Below are 17,321 nucleotides of genomic sequence, written 5' to 3'. Positions count from 1 at the left end.
CGTCGGCCACCCGCACGCGGACCCGGACGACGACCGCGACCGTGGGCAGGTCGACGGGCTCGGCGGGTGTGCGCACGGGGACGGAGAGGTCGACCGCCTGGCGGGCCGGGGGCGGCTGCTGGGTCGGCTGCTGGGTCGGCTGCTGGGTCGGCTGCTGGGTCGGGACGTCGGGCTGCCGCAGCCGTGGCGCGGGAACGGGCGCGCCCGCTGCGGGTGTCACCGGCGCGGGTGTCACCGGGACGGGCTCGGCCGGCACGGGCGCGAGCCCGTGCGCCCCGAGCACGGGAGAGGGCTCCCGGATGACGGGCGCCTTGAGGTCCTTGAGCCAGAACGGGCGGGTGTCCGGGTTCACGGGCGGACGCCGGCGGACCGCGTCGGGGCGCCGGGTCTCGTCACTCGTCGGTTCCATGCCGCCCCTCGATCCGCCGCCCGCGGGCGGCCCCTGCCGTCACGACCACGAGCGTCACGACCATGCGACGTACACCCGGACGTCCCCGCCGTCCCGGACCCAGCCGGACGGCCGCACCTCGACGACCGTGCCCCGGGGCCTGCCGGTGTCGAACGCCCAGCTGTCCGCGGTGTCCAGCCCCCGGGCCTCGAGCTCGGCCCGCACCGGGTCCTCCTGCCGCCCCACGTACTGCGCCGGGTCGACGAAGACCTCGCCGGGTCTGGTCGACGCCTGCGTCGTCGCCGGGGCGACCGTCGTCGTGACGATCGCGGTGACCGTCGTCCGGCGGGCGGCCGGCGTCGTCCGGGCGGTCGGCGTGCTCGCGGCGGTCCGGGTCGCGGCCGCCGTCGGCCGGTCCGTGGCACCCGCCGTCGTCGTCGCCGCCGGGGCGGTCGTCGCGGCAGCGGTACCGACGGCGACCGGTGCGCTGCCGCTCACGGTCGGCACGTACGTCGTCACCGTGCCGGGCGGTGCCGGCACCGGGGCGGCGTCCGGGGTCCCGCCGAACGGTCCGCTGAGCACGAAGGGCGTGGCGAGACCGGCGACGAGCACGAGCAGGCCGGCCGCGCCCAGGGCCGTGGCCGGCCGGATCCGCCGGGGCCCGTCGTCCCGCGCCGCGTCGCGGCGCCGGGGCAGGGGCTCGTCAACCGTGTGATCGACCGTGCGATCGACCGCGTAGACGTCCGGGCGGGCGGGGAGCGCCGACGGCCGTGCCGCGACGGCCGGCGCCGGAGCCGATGCCGGGGCCGCGACCGGGGCAGCTACCGCGACAGGTCGCGGTGCAGGTGCTGACGGACCGACGACCGGGGACGGCTCACGGATCACGGGGATCTTCGCGTCGGCGCCCCAGAAGGGGACGGTGTCCGGGGCCCGACGGCGCGGCGTCCGGCCCGCGTGGGGCCGTACCTGCGCCTCGCCGTGCTCCTGGGTGTCGCCCGCGGTCGCGTCCATGCGTCCTTCTCGTTCGTGAGCCGTCGCCGCTCGTGCCGGGTCCGGCCGACCTCCGGGCGACCGCGGGCGGGCGGTTCCGGACGACGTGCTCGGACCTGTCGTCGATGATCCTGGTCGGTCCCGGTGCGCTCAGCCGCTCCTCGCCGAGTCACCCGTTCGGGGGCGCGGCGTCACCACGCGAAGAAGACCCGCACGGTGCTGCCGGCGTCGACCCAGCCGCCGGGGCGCAGCCCCACGACCTCGCCGCGCGGCTTGCCGGTGCCGAAGGCCGGTGCGTCCTGGACCCGCAGGCCGAGGGCCTCGAGGTCGCGGCGGACCCGGTCGAGCGGCCGCCCGACGTAGGCCGCCGCATCGACGTAGACCTGCCCGGGGCGCGGCCCGGGCTGCGACGGACCGCTCGGGCGGGTGCGGGTCGGGGCCGCCGGCGGCTTCGGCCGGCTCGTCGTGCGGGACGGCGTGGCCGCGGGGCGGGTCGTCCGGCGGGTCGTGGTGCTCGCCGTGGGCTCGGCGGTCTGCCGCTCGGCCGCGTTCGCCGTCGGCGTCCCGACCGGGACGCTCCCGCTCACCGTCGGGACGTACGTGGTGACGACGCTGTCCCGGGCCGCGCTCTCCACGGCCGCGGACGGCGAGGCGGTCGTCTCGGCGAGGCTCACCGTGGCGTCCCCGCCGGGCAGCCCCCCGAGCAGGAACGGGACGGCGGCACCGACGGCGACGACCGCGCCGGCGAAGACGAAGGCGGTGCGGGCCAGGACGCGGCGGGCGGCGGGCGGCTCCCCGCCGCCGATGACGAAGAGCTCCTCGACCGGCGGCCTCGGCGGGGCAACGGCCCACGGCTGCTCGGGCTCGACGGCCTCGGGGACCGGCGGCTCCTCGGGCGGCCCGGCGGGCGCGGTCGGTGCGGCGGGCGGTGCGGCGGGTACGACAGGGGTGACCGCTGCTGCCACGACCGGGACGTCGCCGAGCACCGGTGACGGCTCGCGGATGATCGGGATCCGGACCTCGCGCTCCCAGAACGCGAGGGTGTCGTCGGCGACGGGCCCGCCGGCGTCCGGCTCGTCGGCGTCCGGAGCCTCGACGACCGGCTCCTCGACGACCGCCGGCCGGGCGGCGTCCGGCTCGAACAGGTCCCCGAGCGGCAGCGGCAGGGTCGACGGCGGCCGGACGACCCGCGGCACGACCGGGGTCGTCGTCAGCGTCGCCGCTCGGCCGGCCTCGTCGGACCCGGCGTGCCGGCCCTTCCGGGAGGTCCGCCAGGCCCCGGGCAGCAGCAGGTCGACCGGCGTGAGCGGGTCGGACGGCGGCGCGCCCGGGGGAGTCGATCCCTGTGCGTTCACGACCACCTCGCTCCGGTCCGCCCCGACCCGACCGATTCTGCCGCCGGGCGGGGGTCCCATCCACGGCTATCGACGAACGCACCCGAACATTCGACGGTGCGCTGCCGGGCGGTGACGACCGGTAGCGAAACCCGGCGTTCCACAACGGAGAACGGCCTCCGGCCGGCCCTGTCGGGCCGTGCCGGAGGCCGTCCGCCCGCGCTCGTCGAGGGGCGGTCGAGCGCTGGGTCGAGAGGTCAGTCCCGCTCGGTCTTGAGGACGTCACCGGTCACGGCGTCGATCGTGATCTCCCACTTCGCACCGTCGGTGCCGCGCACCTCGACGTCCCAGACGGTCCGGCCGTCCTCGTCGTCGAGGTCGGCCTCGCGGACGGTGCCGGCCTTGACGCCGAGCGCGATCGTCCGGGCCCGGTCGAGCGTCACCCCGGCGGGGACGGCGACCGCCTGGGAGCCGTGGTCGCCGCGGCCGCCCGGGTTGTCGTCGCCGCTGTCGTGGCCGCTGTCGTCGACAGACGGCCCGGCGCCGGGCGAGCTGCTCGGGTCGGTGCTCGGGTCGGTGCTCGGGTCACCGGTGGGGCCGGCGCTCGGGTCACCGGTGCCGTCGTCGGTGAGCCCGGTGTCGGCGGCGTTCACCGAGACCGGCGCGACGACCCGGGTGTCGTCGGGCCCCATGACGGCGAAGGCGGTGCCGGACGCGACGAGCCCGACGGCGAGGGCGCCGACTGCGAAGCTCGCGATGCTGGTGCGGGTCATGGTGGTCCTCCTCGTGGACGGTGCCGGAACCTCCGGCGTGCATCCACTGTGGGTCGGCGGTCTGAGGTGGTCCTTGGACCGGCCTGAGGGGGCTCCAAGGTTGCGGTCCGAGCATGCCCGACCACCGCTTGGACCGTCCTTGGAGGGACCTGAGAGAACTCTCAGCCGTTTGGCGGGTCGGGGTCGCCGGGCCCAGCATGTGCGCATGCGCGTGGTGGTCGTCGAGGACGAGGCAGGGATCGCGTCCTTCGTGTCCCAGGGGCTCGAGGCGGCCGGCTACCTGCCCGTCGTCGCGACGACCGGGGCCGAAGGGCTCGCCGAAGGGCTCGACCCGGCGACCGCGCTCGTCGTCCTCGACCTCGGCCTGCCGGACATCGGCGGCGACGAGGTCCTCGCGGCGCTGCGCAAGCGCCGCCCCGACCTGCCGGTCATCGTGCTCACCGCGAGCACGGGCGTCCCGGAGCGGGTCCGGCTGCTCGACGCCGGCGCGGACGACTACGTCACCAAGCCGTTCTCCTTCGCCGAGCTGCTCGCCCGGGTGCGGGCCCGGCTGCGCTCGGGCCAGCAGCCGAGCGCGAGCGTCCTCACCGTCCGGGACCTCACCGTCGACCTCACCCGCCGCACGGCGACCCGCGGCGAGGTGACCGTCGACCTCAGCGCCCGCGAGTTCGCCCTCCTCGAGGTGCTCGCCCGGCACCCCGGCCAGGTGCTCTCGCAGCAGCAGCTCCTCGACCTCGTCTGGGGCTACGACTTCGACCCCGGCTCGAACGTCGTCGAGGTCTACGTCGCGTACCTGCGGCGCAAGCTCGGCGCGGACCTCGTGCAGACCGTCCGCGGCGCCGGGTACCGGCTGCCCGCATGACCCCCGGTCTGCCCTCGCCGCGCAGCACGTGGGTCCGCTTCACCGTGGTCGCCGCGGTCGTCCTCGCGTTCGCGCTCGCGGCGACCGTGGTCCTCGCGTGGCAGCTCGCCCGGTTGCAGGGCCGGGCCGCCGTCGACGAGCGGCTCGACCGCGAGCGGGAGGTGTTCGCCGTCCGGGCGGCGGCGCTGCTCGTCGGCAGCACGGGTCCGGCCGACCTCGAGCGCCGCTTCCAGGGCTACCTCGCGACCCAGCCCGGCAGCGCGCTGCACATGACGGTCATCCGGGTGGACGGCGGCCCGGTGCTCACGACGGCGACCGGGCCGGCGCCGGTCGTCGCGCTGCGGGACGGCGACCGGCTGCCGGCCGGCGTGCCCGGCCGGCTCGTCACCCGCGCGACGCCCGAGGGGGACGTCCGGGTGCTCGCGACCCCCGTCACCGTCGACGGCCGCCGCGTCGCGGTGCTCGAGGTGGACGGCTGGCTCGGCGGCGTCGACCACGACGCGACGACGCTCGCCGGCCGGGTGGCGCTCGCCGCGACGTTCGCCGGGGTGCTCGGCGTCGTCGTCCTCGCCCTCGCCCTGCGCAGGGCCACCCGCCCGCTGCGCGCGCTGCACGCCGCGGCCGAGCGGGCCGGCATCGGCGACCTCGCCGTGCGGGTCCCCGACCCGGGCGGCCGGCCCGACGAGGTCGGCGACCTTGCGCGCGCCTTCAACGGGATGCTCGAGCGGATCTCGGCGGAGGTCGAGGCCCGGACGGCGTTGTTCGCCGCGGTCTCGCACGAGCTCCGGACGCCGGTCGCCGTGGCCCGCGGCCACCTCGAGCTCCTCGAGACCGGGATCGCCGCCGACCCGGAGGCCTCGCTGCGGCTCGTGGGCGCCGAGCTCGTCCGGCTCTCCCGGCTGCTCGACGACCTGCTCCTGCTCGCGGCCGCGGACGGCGACAGCTTCCTCGTGCCGACGGACGTCACGGTCGACCGCGTCGTCGAGGAGGTCCGGCTGCGGCTCGTCGGGCTGGACCTCGGGGACGTCGCGGTCGAGGCCGTCGACACCACCGGCCGGACCGACGGCGCCGGCGCCGGCGCGACCACGGTCCGCGTCGACCTCGACCGGGTGCTCCAGGCCGTGCTCAACCTCGTCGTCAACGCCCGCCGGCACACCCCGGCGGGGACGCGCGTCGAGGTCCGGGTCGGGGTCGTCGGCGGGGTGCTCGACGTCAGCGTCGCGGACGACGGCCCCGGCATCCCGGAGGCGTTGCGGACCCGGGTCTTCGAGCCCTTCGCCCGCGGCGGCCGCGGCTCGACCGGCCTCGGCCTGGCCGTCGTCCGGGCCGTGGTCGAGGCCCACGGGGGTCACGTCGACCTGACGACCGGCGCCACCGGCACGACGATCCGCCTGACGTTCGGTGCGACCGCCGCGCCCTGAGCCCCCGGGTCAGCGGCGCGGCGGCGGCGCCGTCGTCGTCCGGACGACGAGGGACGGCTGCAGCCGGTGCCGGGTCGGCGTCGTCCGGCGGCCGGCGATCCGCTCGACGACGGCGGCGACGGCGAGCCGGCCCATCTCGGCCCGCGGCTGGTCGACGGTGGTGAGCCCGACGTGCCGCATCGCGGCGAGCGAGGTGTTGTCGTAGCCGACGACCGACACGTCCTCCGGCACGCGCAGGCCCGCGTCCGCGAGCGCCGAGAGCGCCCCGATCGCGTTGATGTCGTTCGCCGCGACGAGCGCCGTGAACCGGGTGCCGGCGGCGAGCAGCCGGGCGACCGCCGCGGCCCCGCCCTCCTCGGTGTACTCGCTCGGCTCGACGCGCGGCTCGAGCCCGTGCGCGCGCATCGCGTCGACGAACCCCCGGCGCCGGGTCGAGGACTGCGCGCCCTGGCCGCCGTCGAGGTGGACGACGTCGCGGTGGCCGAGCCCGACCAGGTGGTCGACCGCGAGCCGGGAGCCGGCCCGGCCGTCGTCCGTCACGGTGTCGACGCCGGGCAGCGCCACCGTGCGCTCGACGGCCACGACCGGCGTCGACACGCTCGCCGCCTCGAGCACCGCCTGCGGGACGACCGGCGACAGCAGGACGAGGCCGGCCGGGCGGAAGCCCAGCATCGTCTCGACGGCGCGGCGCTCGCCGGCCGGTCGGCGGCCCCCGGTCGAAAGGATCATGTCGAGACCGGCCTCGCGGGCCGCGGTGTCGACGGACTCGACGATGTCCGCGAAGTAGGGGTTGTGCAGGTCCGAGACGAGGACGGCGAGCACGGTCGACGTCCGCTGCGCGAGCTGGCGGGCCATCGCGTGCGGGGAGTACCCGAGGTCCGCGGCCGCGGCGAGGACGGCGGCCCGCCGCTCGGGGCTGACCTTGGGCGACTCGCGCATGACGAGGGAGACGAGCGCGCGGGAGACGCCGGCGCGCTGCGCGACGTCGTCCATCGTCGGTCTGCGCACGTCACCACCCTTCCGCCCGGGACCCTCGGCCCGGGTCCCCGGCCGCCGCGATCGTACGGCCGCGCCGCCCGGCGCAGCGCCCCCGCGGGCTGCTTGACACCCTTCGAGCGGCCGGTCATCGTTAGAGCGCTCCAACGATTGGAGCGCTCTAACACTAGCCTGCACGGACCAGCCCGGAGTTGAGGATCGATGAGGATCGGCGTCAGCGGCGTGGGCCGCATCGGCCAGATGCACGCGACGAACATCGTCGCGACGGACGGCGTCACCGAGGTCGTCCTCCACGACCCGGCCCCGGGCCGGGCCGCCGCCGTCGCCGCGGAGCTCGCGGCCGGCTCCGCCGCATCCCGGGGTGTCACGGTCCGCGCGGTCGAGTCCCTCGACGACCTGCTCGCGGGCGTCGACGGCGTGCTCGTCGCGACCCCCACGCCGACGCACGCGGCCGTCGTGCACGCCGCCCTCGACGCGGGCGTCCCGGTGCTCTGCGAGAAGCCGCTCGCCGGCGACGTCGCCGAGGTCCGCGAGGTCGCCGCGCACGCGGCGCGCGTCGGCGTCCCGCTGCTCGTCGGGTTCCAGCGCCGGTTCGACCCCGCGATCGCCGAGCTCAAGCGGCGGATCGTCACCGGTGAGACCGGCGACGTGTACGCCGTCCGGGCCACCGCGTTCGACCACGAGCCGCCGCCGGCGGACTACATCCCGACCTCGGGCGGCATCTTCCGTGACATGTTCGTCCACGACCTCGACTGCGTGCCGTGGCTCGTGGGCCGCCGGGTGACGAGCGTCTTCGCGACCGGCTCGGTGCTCGTCGACCAGGCGTTCGCGGACGCCGGTGACGTCGACACCGCCTCGATCACGCTCGTCTTCGAGGGCGGCGTCATCGCCCAGCTCGTCGGCGGCCGCAAGGACGGCACGGGGTACGACAACCGGATCGACGTCTTCGCCGAGAAGGCGGCGCTGGCCTCCGGCTACGACGCCCGGACGCCGTTCGTCAGCCTCGAGCCGGGCGGGCACGACCCGTCGGGCGCCGCGTACACCGGCTTCCAGGAGCGGTACGCGCCCGCCTACCGCCGCGAGATCGTGGTCTTCCTCGACGTCATCGCCGGCCGGGCCGAGAACCCCTCGCCCGCCGCCGATGGCCTCGTGAGCCTCGTGCTCGCCGAGGCGTGCGAGCAGTCGTTGCGCAGCGGCGCGGCCGTGAGCATCGACCCGGCGGCGTTCGCGGTCGAGCCGACCGGACGCCGCGCCGCGGCCGGTCTCGCAGCCGGTCTCGCAGCCGGCTCCGCCGACGAGCCCGCGGACGTCGACGCCGGCGCGGTGCTCGGCGGCCGGGTCGCCGGCGCGCCGATCTCGTGGGGCGTCTGCGAGGTGCCCGGCTGGGGCCACGTCCTCCCCGTCGACCTCGTCCTCGGCCAGATGGCCGACCTCGGGCTGCGCAGCACCGAGCTCGGTCCGCCCGGGTTCCTGCCCGACGACCCCGAGGCGCTGCGCGGCGTCCTCGGCGCCGCCGGCCTGGGCCTCGTCGGCGGCTTCCTCGCCGTCCCGCTGCACGACGCGGCCGCCGAGGAGGCCACCCTCGCCGAGGCCGGGCGGGCCGCCGCCCAGATGGCCGCGGCGGGCGGCGAGGTGCTCGTGCTCGCCGCGGCGACCGGCCTCGACGGCTACGACGAGCGCCCGCGGCTCACCGACGACGAGTGGGCCCGGCTCGTGGCGAACGCCGGGAAGGTCCGCGACATCGCGGCGTCCCACGGCCTGCGCACGACGCTGCACCCGCACGTCGGCACCCACGTCGAGCAGCGGGCCGAGGTCGAGCGCTTCGTCGCGGACAGCGACGTCCCGCTCTGCCTGGACACCGGCCACCTGCTCATCGGCGGCACCGACCCGCTCGAGCTCGTCCGCACGCACGCCGACAAGATCACGCACGTGCACCTCAAGGACGTCGACCTCACGGTCGCGAAGCGGGTGCAGGCCGGCGAGATCACCTACATGGAGGGCGTGCAGCAGAACATGTACGTCCCGCTCGGCACCGGTGACGTCCCGGTCGCGGAGATCGTCCGCGTGCTCGAGGCGGCCGGCTACTCGGGCTGGTACGTCCTCGAGCAGGACACCTCGCTGCCGGGCGCCGATCCCGACCAGGTCGCCAAGGTCGTCGGTGACGTCGCGCGGTCCGTCGCGCACCTCGCGGAGGCGGGCGCCCCGGTCACGGTCTGAGGGATCCGCGCCGCTCGGTCCTCTCCCGGACATGCGTCCGTGATGGCGGTCTGTCTGTGATGTCGGTCTCAGGTCGCTTCATCACGTATGTACCGGTAGACCGGGGCCGCGAACATCTCTCGACGACGAGGACGTGCGGCCATGGGACGCTCCGGACCCGACTCCACGACGACCCCCGCTCCCTCGGGACGGCTCCGGCGCGGCCGCAGGCGGGTCGCCCTCGCGACGGCCGTCGCGGTGCTCGCCTCGGGCGGGGCGGCCGCCGTCGCGGCGTCCGGCTCCTCCGACGAGCGGGCGCTCGCGCCGACCCGGACGACGGCCTCGGCAGGTGTCGAGCGCCGCGTCGACGCGCTCGTCCGCCGGATGACGACCGCCGAGAAGCTCCAGCAGGTGCAGCTGCTCTCCGACGGCCAGGTCACCGACGCCGACGCGCAGGCCGGGGTGGGCGGCGTCTTCAGCCTCGTCGACCCGGTGCGGATCAACGAGCTCCAGCGGATCGCCGTCGAGCGGTCCCGCCTCGGCATCCCGATCCTCTTCGCGTACGACACCATCCACGGCTACCGGACGATCTTCCCGATCCCGCTCGGCTCCGCGAGCTCCTTCGACCCGGAGGTCGCCCGCACGGACGCCTCCGTCGGCGCCCGGGAGTCGGCGACCGTCGGCCTCAAGCAGGTCTACGGCCCCATGGTCGACGTGAGCCACGAGCCGCGCTGGGGTCGCATCGCCGAGGGCTCGGGCGAGGACCCGTACCTCGGCTCGGTCTTCGCCGCCGCCCGGGTCAAGGGCACCCAGGGCGACGACTACTCGGCGGCGGACAAGGCCGTCGCGAGCCCGAAGCACCTCGCGGCGTACGGCCAGCCGGAAGGCGGCCGCGACTACAACACCACCGACGTGTCGCCGGCCCGCCTGCGCAACCTCTACCTCCCGCCCTTCAAGGCGGCGATCGACGCCGGTGCCGACACCGTCATGTGCTCCTTCAACGCGATCAACGGCGTCCCGGGCTGCGCGAACCACGAGGTCGAGACGCAGATCCTCAAGCGGGAGTGGGGCTTCGACGGTTTCGTCGAGAGCGACTACACCGCGGTCGCCGAGCTGCGGGCCTGCCCGCCGCGGACGCCGGACAGCGGCCCGTGCGGGCACGGCGTCGCCGCCGACGGCCCGGAGGCCGGGGCGCTCGCGCTCAACGCCGGCACCGACTCCGAGATGGTCAGCACGAACCTGCGCGACTACGGCGCGCAGCTCCTCGCGGACGGCCGGATCTCCCGCGCCCGCCTCGACGACGCGGTCCGCCGGATCCTGCGCGTGAAGTTCCGCGCCGGCCTGTTCGACAACCCCTACGTCGACGTCGCGAAGGCCACCGACGAGGCGTCCTTCCTCACCCCGTCCGACCGGCAGCAGGCGCGCTGGGCCGCGGGCCGGTCGATGGTGCTGCTGAAGAACGACGACGCCGTGCTGCCGCTCGACCCGGCGAAGCGGACCGCCGTCATCGGCCCGCTCGGCGACGACCAGCACAACGTCCTCGGGCCGTGGTGGGGCCGCGGCCTCGACGAGGACGCCGTCTCGGTCCTCACCGGCGTCAGAGCCGTGAGCCCGTCCGCGACCTTCACCCCGGCCTGCACGATCACCGACACCGAACCGCCCGCGAACACTCCTGCCGACGCCTGCGGCTCGGACGCCGGGTTCGCCGCAGCCGTCGCCGCCGCCCGGGACGCCGACCAGGTCGTCCTCGTGGTCGGGGAGTCGCGCGGGATGAGCGGTGAGGCCGCCTCGCGCAGCGACATCCGGCTGCCGGGCCTGCAGGAGCAGCTGGTCCGCGAGGTCGTCGCGACGGGCACCCCCGTGGCCGTCGTCCTGCTCAACGGCCGCCCGCTCGACCTCACCGGCGTCGTCTCCTCGGCGAAGGCCGTCGTCGAGGCCTGGTTCCCCGGGGTGGAGGCGGGCAACGCCGTCGCCGACGTCGTCTTCGGTGCGGTGAACCCCGGTGGCAAGCTTCCCGTGACGTTCCCCCGCAGCGTCGGGCAGGTGCCGTCGTACTACAACCACGAGCCGACGGGCCGGCCCTGCGACGCCACGCAGAAGTACACGTCGCGGTACCGGGACATCGCCTCGTGCGACCCGCTCTACCCGTTCGGGTACGGGCTGTCGTACACGACGTTCTCCGTCCACGGTCTGACCCTGGACCGAGCCACCGTCTCCCGCCGCGGTTCGGTCACGGCGTCCGTGCAGGTGACGAACACCGGCACCCGGGCCGGTGACGAGGTCGTCCAGCTCTACCTGAACGACCCGGTCGCGAGCCTGACCCAGCCGGTCCGGCGGTTGCGCGGCTTCGAACGGGTCACGCTCGAACCCGGTGCGACGAAGCGGGTCTCGTTCCGGCTGGACCGCAGCGACTTCGGGTTCTACGACAACTCCGGCCGGCTCGTCGTCGAACCGGGCCGTATCGACGTCTACGCGGGCGATGCCTCGACCGCGACCCTGAGGACGTCGTTCACGGTCCGGTGACGCGTTTCAGCCGAGCGCCTCGGACGCCGCGTCGAGGTACCCGTCCGGCCAGTCGGCGATCGGCGGGTCGGGCTCGGCGACGAGGGCACCGCGCCCGCCGAGGACGTACGCGCTCGGCCCGGCGAGCACGGTCGCGCGGCGCTGGACCTCGCTGCCGCAGGCGTGCGCCCACGTGACGAGGGCCTCGCGGGTGCCGTCGCCGTCGAGGTCGCGGACCTTGACGGCGGACGGCGTCACATCCGCCTTCATCTCGACGCCGCGGGGGCAGGTCGGGCCGCCGTCCTCGCTCGACGCGAGCACCTTCGCCTTCCCCTGAGGGTCGACGACGGTCGTCACCCGCAGCGTGACCGCCCGGGCGGAGAGGTTGGAGTTGCGGCGCGTCACGCGCCGCGTCACGGCGACGAGCGTCACCGTGTCGCCGTCGCGCCAGGTCCACGCGGCCTCGACCGAGCCCAGCCGGCGCACGCCCGCGGAGCGCAGGGCGTCCCCGGCGTCGTCGAGCGCCGTCCGGGTCACGCCGGTGCCGCCGCCCGGGCCGGGGCCGCTCCCGGTGCCGCCGTCCCCGTCGCCGTCGTCCTCGGCCGACCCGCCGCCCTGCTCCACGTCCCCGCCGTCGCCGGTGTCGGAGACGGTCTGGCCGCGGTCCCCGGCCGTGGGTTGCCCGGTGCCGAGGGAGAGCAGGACGGCGACCCCGATGGCCGCCATCACCGGCACCAGGGCGACGAGCGCCACGAGGACCATCGAGCGCCGGGTCAGCCGGACGCCGTCCCCGAAGTCGACCCTGGCCGGCGCGGCCGGCAGCACCGGCTCCCGGGGCCCGGCCGGGTCGAGCGGGACGCCCCCGGCGGGCAGGACGGGGCCGGGCAGGTCGGCCGGTTCGAGCGGCTCGTGCCGGTGGTCCACGTCCTGATCCTCGCCGGGTCGGGGGCCGTCCGGGGCGCGAACCGCCGATCGGGCCTGGTATCGGTCACTCGTACCGGCCCGGCCCGCCGCACGGGGGGCCGACCTCAAGCCACGCTCGGGCGGCTCCGATGACCTCCAGGTGAGCGTCGCAGACCCAGGCACCGGTCGCGACCCCGGCACGCCCCGGCGCCGCAGGTTCGTCACCGAGTCGCAGGTCGCCAGCTACGGGGCGAGCCTGGTCATCGGCGGCCTCTTCCCGCTCGCGCTGCCGCTCATGGGAGTGCCCGCCGCGCTGCTGCACCCGAGCCTGTTCGTGGGGTGCGCCGTGTCGAGCATGCTCGTGACGTTCGGGCACGGGGTCGTCCAGCAGCGGATCGTGCGCCGTCACCTGTCGGACCTGACGACCGGCCTGTCGGCCGTCGCCGAGGTCGTCCGGGAGACCGTCGCCGGTGCCCCTGCCACGGGCTGGGAGCCCGGCCGGCTGCGCTCGCTCGCCCTCGACGTCCAGTCGGACGACGAGGTCGGCCGGGTCGCGTCGGCGGTCAACGCGCTCATCGACGCCCTCGAGAGCGAGCACGCCTTCCGGGCCATCGTCGACGCCTCCGGTGACCTCGTCGTCGTCCTCAACGACGCCACCCGCGTCACGTTCGCGTCCGAGTCGGTGACGACGAGCCTCGGCTGGTCGACCGGCCAGGTCGTCGGCCGCCCGCTCGCGTCGTTCGTCCACGCCGCCGACCTCGTGACCTTCCTGCGGCTCACGGACGGCGACTGGCCGGGCCAGCCGCCGGGCGAGGAGCGGCCGCGGGTCCGGGTCCGGGCGGCGGACGACGAGTGGCGGGTCATCGAGTGGGCGGTCTCGCACCGCCGCGGGCTCGACCTCGGCGCCGTCGTCCTCATGGGCCGCGACGTCACCGAGCGGCTCCGGATGGAGAGCGAGCTCCTCCACCAGGCGACCCACGACCTGCTCACCGGGCTGCCGAACCGCAAGGCGCTGCTCAACCTCGCGGCCGTGGCCGTCAATGAGGCGACGCCCTCCAAGCCGGTCGCGGTGCTCATGATCGACCTCGACCGCTTCAAGGAGGTCAACGACAGCCTCGGCCACGCGGTCGGCGACCAGCTGCTCGCCCAGGTCGGCCCGCGGCTGCGGGCGATCCTGCGCCCGAGCGACGTCCTCGCCCGGCTCGGCGGCGACGAGTTCGCCGTCCTGCTGCCCGGCGCGGGGCGGGGTGCCGCCCGCCGGGTCGCCGAGCGGCTCTCCGCCCAGCTCGACGACCCGTTCGTCGTCGACGACATGGACCTGCACGTCGACGCCTCGATCGGGATCGCCGTGAGCCACCGGGAGGACCTCGGCGACGACGAGGTGCCCGTGCCCCCGACCGTCGAGGGCCTCCTGCGCGAGGCGGACGTCGCGATGTACCGGGCCAAGGAGTCCGGCCAAGGGATCGCCACCTTCGACCCCGAGCGGGACGGCGGCCAGAGCCGCTCCCGGCTGGAGCTGTCCGCCGAGCTGCGCAAGGCGATCGCCGAGGGCCAGCTCGTGCTGCACTACCAGCCGGTCGTCGACGTCCTCGAGGGCCGGCTCGCCGGCGTCGAGGCGCTCGTGCGCTGGCAGCACCCGCAGCGCGGCCTGCTCTACCCGGGCGCGTTCCTCGACCTCGCCGAGCAGACCGGCCTCGTCGTGCCGCTGTCGCGCGTCGTCCTCGAGACGGCGATCGCCCAGGCCGCCGCCTGGGTGCGGCGCGGCCGCCCGCTGCCGGTCGCGGTGAACCTGTCGCCGCGCTGGCTCCAGCTCGCGGACGTCCCCGACGTCGTCGCCCGGATGCTCGAGACCCACGGTGTGCCGCCCGAGCTGCTCCGCCTCGAGATCACCGAGTCGGTGGCGCTCAACGCGACCGGCGAGACGCTGCCGATGCTCCAGCGCCTGCGGGACATGGGGGTGGGGCTGTCGCTCGACGACTTCGGCACCGGCTACTCGTCGATGACCCACCTGCGCCAGCTGCCCGTCGACGAGATGAAGGTCGACCAGCAGTTCGTCCAGAAGATGGTCCAGAACCAGCAGGACGCCGTCATCGTCCGTGCGGCCGTCGAGCTCGGGCACAACCTCGGGATGCGGGTCGTCGCCGAGGGCATCGAGGACGCCGACACCCTCGCCGAGGTCGTGGCCAGCGGCTGCTCGCTGGCCCAGGGCTGGTACTTCTCCAAGGCGCTCCCGCCGGACGAGCTGTTCCACTTCGCGCAGACCCGGTTCCCGCTGCCGTCCGACGAGCGGCCGCACCGGGTGGGCGCGGCGCAGGCCGGTGCACCCGCGGGCGGTGCCGCGGTGCCGTCGCCGAGCCCGGCGGTCGAGGACGCCTGGGTCGAGACCGAGCTGTGGTCCGGCGGCAGCGCGTCGTTCTGACGGTCTCCGCCGCGGTGATCGGCCGCCGCGTCAGCCGACCGGCAGCCGCAGCCCCATGTCGACCATCGCGAGGATCGCCTCCGCGTTGCCCTTGGCGTCGTCCACGGGGTCGTGCGTGTGCGGGGTCCGGCGCAGGTGCTTCCAGCCGGCGTACCCGTCCTTGACCATGCCGCAGTAGAGGTCGCCGATCCGCCGGCCGCTCCACCCGAACGGGTTGTGGCCGATCGTCTCGTAGAAGTACCAGTTGACGAACATCCAGTCGAAGGCGACGTTGTCCGAGCAGAACACCGGTCGCCCCTTGGACGACGCGACGACCCACTCCGCGAACTCGGCCATCACGCCGGCGGGCTCCGGGTAGCCGAGGTGCTCCTCGCGGGTCACGCCGGAGACCGCGAGCGCGTCGGGCAGCCACCGCTCGCTGACCGGCCGGACCAGGCCCTTGAACGTCGTCTCCAGCGCGCGGTCCACGACGACCGCCCCGAACGAGACCATCGAGTAGTGCCCGGGCGACGGCCCGTCGGACTCGACGTCGACGACGATGAGCGACACGGGCGCGCGGCTCAGTCCTCGTCGGGGACGAGCACGCTGAGGATCATGCTGACGAACGTGATGATGAGCGCCGCCGCGAGCGTCGACCAGAAGAACGGGCCGGAGTCGAAGTTGATCCCGATCTTGTTCGACGCCCAGTCGACGATCTCGAGCATGAGCGCGTTGATGACGAGCGACAGCAGCCCGAGCGTGAGCAGGATGAACGGGAAGGCGAAGAACCGCACGACCGGCTTGATGAACGTGTTCACCAGCCCGAAGATCGCGCCCACGATGAGGTAGGACCCGAGCGTCTTGCCGAGCCCGTCGCCCTCGAGGCTGACGTTCGGCACGACGAGGGCGGCCACCCAGATGGCGATGGCGTTGACGACGATCTTCGCGAGAATCCCGGTCACGCGCCGCATCCTGCCACGGGGGGCTGCCGGAGCCCAGTGATCGACCGCCTGCCGCGGGACGTCCGTCGCCGCCTGGCGCACCGGAACAGGCCTACCGTCACGTGCGTGAGCACCGCGGTCGGAGACCCGGTGACGCCCACGACCGGCGGGGACGGCGGGGAGCGCGGCGTCTGGACGACGGTGCCCGGGCGGGACGCCGGCCGGCAGCCGGCCTGGGTCTGGGCCGTGCCCGCGGCGGCCGCGCTCGCCGTCACGGCGCCCTGGCTCGACCGGACCGCGCTCTGGGAGGACGAGCTCGCGACCCTGTCGGCGGCGACCCGGTCGTGGTCCGACCTCGCGCGGCTCGTGCGGAACGTCGACGGCGTCCACGCGACGTACTACGCGCTCATGCACGTCTGGACGGGCGTCTTCGGGACGTCGGCCGTGAGCCTGCGGCTGCCCTCGGTGCTCGCGACGGCGGTGGCCGCCGCGCTGCTGGCGGTCCTCGGCGCCCGGCTCGCGGGACGCCGTACGGGGGTCGTCGCGGGGCTGCTGCTCGCCGTCGTCCCCTCCGTGAGCCAGTACGCGGACGACGCGCGGCCCTACGCCCTCGTGCTCGCCGTCGCGGTCGGCGCGACCCTCGCGCTCGTCGACGCGCTCGAGCGGCCGGGCCGGTGGCGCTGGGTGCGGTACGCGGTCCTCGTCGCCCTGCTCGGCGCGCTCCAGGTGACGGCGACCCTGCTCGTCCTGGCGCACGCGTGCATCCTCGGGACCGGCGCGGTGCGGACCCGGGCCGCGGCCGGGTTCGTCGCCGCGCTCGCGTCCGCCGGTCTCGTCGTCGCGCCGGTCGCGGCCCTCGGCTCGCTCCAGCAGGCGCAGATCGCCTGGATCCGCCCGCCGACGCCCGCACGGCTCCTCGACCTGCCACCGGGGCTGTTCGTCTCCGCATCGGTGATGGCGGCCGTCCTGGGGGCCGCGGCCACGGTCGCGCTGCGCGCCGGACCGGTGCGCCGGGTCGCCGTCCCGTGGGCCGTCGTGCCCGCGGTCGCGCTCGTCGCGCTCTCCTTCACGGTCGTCCCGCTGACGTCGCCGCGGTACCTGCTCTTCACGGTGCCCGGCTGGCTGCTCGTCGCCGCCGCCGCGACGGCGGACCGCCGGTCGGCCGTCGCGCTCGTCGCGGTGGTCCTCGTCCTCGGTCTGCCGGCACAGACCCGGTTGCGCGGTGACGTCTGGTACGACCAGCCCGACTACCGCCGGGTCGCGGCGGTCCTCGACGAGCGGGCCCGGCCCGGGGACGCCGTCGCGATGACCGCGTGGGCGCCGCTGCGCTACCGGCTCGGGCTGCGCGCGTACCTGTCGCCCCGGACCCGCCTCGACGACGTCTTCGCGGGCGAGCCGGCCGCGGCGGCCGCGACCCTGGACGACCTGCCGTGCACCCCGGCGGTGGACTGCCTCGGGACCCCGCCGCGGCTGTGGATCGGCTGCTGGCGCGGGTGCGGCGACCCGCTCGCCGGCCTGGCGCCCGACCAGGCCGCCGCCGTCCGGGCCGCCGGGTACCGCCGCGTCGAGGTGTGGCCGGTGCCGGCCCACGGCTCCCTGACCCTGTGGACCCGGTGA

At 75.8% G+C, this 17,321-nt stretch carries 13 protein-coding genes and 1 pseudogene; 6 read left to right on the top strand and 8 right to left on the bottom strand.

The window, feature by feature from the left end; genetic code table 11:
• The 4 genes and pseudogenes from ECOMGDLI_RS17795 to ECOMGDLI_RS17780 form a co-directional block, all read right to left on the bottom strand.
• A pseudogene (locus ECOMGDLI_RS17795) lies at positions 1–409 on the bottom strand (hypothetical protein); the annotation flags it as partial.
• 54 nt (positions 410–463) lie between these two features.
• A complete protein-coding gene (locus tag ECOMGDLI_RS17790; RefSeq protein ID WP_088318192.1) occupies positions 464–1,399 on the bottom strand; it encodes a hypothetical protein in 936 nt (311 codons plus the stop codon).
• Positions 1,400–1,569: 170 nt separating this feature from the next.
• Positions 1,570–2,733 (bottom strand): PASTA domain-containing protein, encoded by a 1,164-nt coding sequence (locus ECOMGDLI_RS17785; RefSeq protein ID WP_198954958.1) that lies wholly within the window; start codon positions 2,731–2,733, stop codon positions 1,570–1,572.
• Positions 2,734–2,969: 236 nt separating this feature from the next.
• On the bottom strand, positions 2,970–3,485 hold the full coding sequence (locus ECOMGDLI_RS17780; protein ID WP_088318190.1) for a PepSY domain-containing protein: 516 nt from the start codon (positions 3,483–3,485) through the stop codon (positions 2,970–2,972).
• 205 nt (positions 3,486–3,690) lie between these two features.
• Between ECOMGDLI_RS17780 and ECOMGDLI_RS17775 the strand changes: the two genes are divergently transcribed.
• Together ECOMGDLI_RS17775 and ECOMGDLI_RS17770 are read left to right on the top strand one after the other, a co-directional pair.
• The gene (locus tag ECOMGDLI_RS17775) at positions 3,691–4,347 is read left to right on the top strand and encodes a response regulator transcription factor (protein ID WP_088318189.1); all 657 of its coding nucleotides are present in this window, start codon (positions 3,691–3,693) and stop codon (positions 4,345–4,347) included.
• Positions 4,344–5,768 (top strand): HAMP domain-containing sensor histidine kinase, encoded by a 1,425-nt coding sequence (locus ECOMGDLI_RS17770; protein WP_088318188.1) that lies wholly within the window; start codon positions 4,344–4,346, stop codon positions 5,766–5,768. The genes ECOMGDLI_RS17775 and ECOMGDLI_RS17770 overlap by 4 nt, the downstream gene beginning before the upstream one ends.
• A gap of 9 nt (positions 5,769–5,777) precedes the next feature.
• Here the strand turns inward: ECOMGDLI_RS17770 and ECOMGDLI_RS17765 are convergent, their stop codons facing one another.
• Positions 5,778–6,776, bottom strand: coding sequence for a LacI family DNA-binding transcriptional regulator (locus ECOMGDLI_RS17765; RefSeq protein WP_088318187.1), 999 nt, complete (start codon positions 6,774–6,776; stop codon positions 5,778–5,780).
• 189 nt (positions 6,777–6,965) lie between these two features.
• Between ECOMGDLI_RS17765 and ECOMGDLI_RS33880 the strand changes: the two genes are divergently transcribed.
• Positions 6,966–8,981, top strand: coding sequence for a TIM barrel protein (locus ECOMGDLI_RS33880; RefSeq protein ID WP_143447768.1), 2,016 nt, complete (start codon positions 6,966–6,968; stop codon positions 8,979–8,981).
• A 141-nt stretch (positions 8,982–9,122) separates the two neighbouring features.
• The gene (gene bglX / locus ECOMGDLI_RS17750) at positions 9,123–11,483 is read left to right on the top strand and encodes a beta-glucosidase BglX (protein ID WP_088318186.1); all 2,361 of its coding nucleotides are present in this window, start codon (positions 9,123–9,125) and stop codon (positions 11,481–11,483) included.
• A gap of 6 nt (positions 11,484–11,489) precedes the next feature.
• Here bglX and ECOMGDLI_RS17745 read toward each other — a convergent pair whose 3' ends face one another.
• A complete protein-coding gene (locus ECOMGDLI_RS17745; RefSeq protein ID WP_088318185.1) occupies positions 11,490–12,386 on the bottom strand; it encodes a hypothetical protein in 897 nt (298 codons plus the stop codon).
• 139 nt (positions 12,387–12,525) lie between these two features.
• Between ECOMGDLI_RS17745 and ECOMGDLI_RS17740 the strand changes: the two genes are divergently transcribed.
• A complete protein-coding gene (locus tag ECOMGDLI_RS17740) occupies positions 12,526–14,784 on the top strand; it encodes a bifunctional diguanylate cyclase/phosphodiesterase (protein ID WP_088318184.1) in 2,259 nt (752 codons plus the stop codon).
• A 30-nt stretch (positions 14,785–14,814) separates the two neighbouring features.
• Here ECOMGDLI_RS17740 and ECOMGDLI_RS17735 read toward each other — a convergent pair whose 3' ends face one another.
• The gene (locus ECOMGDLI_RS17735; RefSeq protein WP_088318183.1) at positions 14,815–15,333 is read right to left on the bottom strand and encodes an exonuclease; all 519 of its coding nucleotides are present in this window, start codon (positions 15,331–15,333) and stop codon (positions 14,815–14,817) included.
• Positions 15,334–15,344: 11 nt separating this feature from the next.
• The gene (locus ECOMGDLI_RS17730; RefSeq protein ID WP_158220500.1) at positions 15,345–15,725 is read right to left on the bottom strand and encodes a phage holin family protein; all 381 of its coding nucleotides are present in this window, start codon (positions 15,723–15,725) and stop codon (positions 15,345–15,347) included.
• 105 nt (positions 15,726–15,830) lie between these two features.
• Between ECOMGDLI_RS17730 and ECOMGDLI_RS17725 the strand changes: the two genes are divergently transcribed.
• A complete protein-coding gene (locus ECOMGDLI_RS17725; RefSeq protein WP_088318182.1) occupies positions 15,831–17,321 on the top strand; it encodes a glycosyltransferase family 39 protein in 1,491 nt (496 codons plus the stop codon).

The organism is Kineosporia sp. R_H_3 (assembly GCF_002198675.1).
GTDB lineage: Bacteria > Actinomycetota > Actinomycetes > Actinomycetales > Kineosporiaceae > R-H-3.
This window is presented reverse-complemented; position numbering and strand designations above follow the sequence as displayed.

Coding starts and splice junctions, on each gene's coding strand:
- ECOMGDLI_RS17780 (WP_088318190.1), bottom strand. CDS start 3,485: ATGACCCGCACCAGCATCGCGAGCTTCGCAGTCGGCGCCCTCGCCGTC.
- bglX (WP_088318186.1), top strand. CDS start 9,123: ATGGGACGCTCCGGACCCGACTCCACGACGACCCCCGCTCCCTCGGGA.
- ECOMGDLI_RS17770 (WP_088318188.1), top strand. CDS start 4,344: ATGACCCCCGGTCTGCCCTCGCCGCGCAGCACGTGGGTCCGCTTCACC.
- ECOMGDLI_RS33880 (WP_143447768.1), top strand. CDS start 6,966: ATGAGGATCGGCGTCAGCGGCGTGGGCCGCATCGGCCAGATGCACGCG.
- ECOMGDLI_RS17790 (WP_088318192.1), bottom strand. CDS start 1,399: ATGGACGCGACCGCGGGCGACACCCAGGAGCACGGCGAGGCGCAGGTA.
- ECOMGDLI_RS17775 (WP_088318189.1), top strand. CDS start 3,691: ATGCGCGTGGTGGTCGTCGAGGACGAGGCAGGGATCGCGTCCTTCGTG.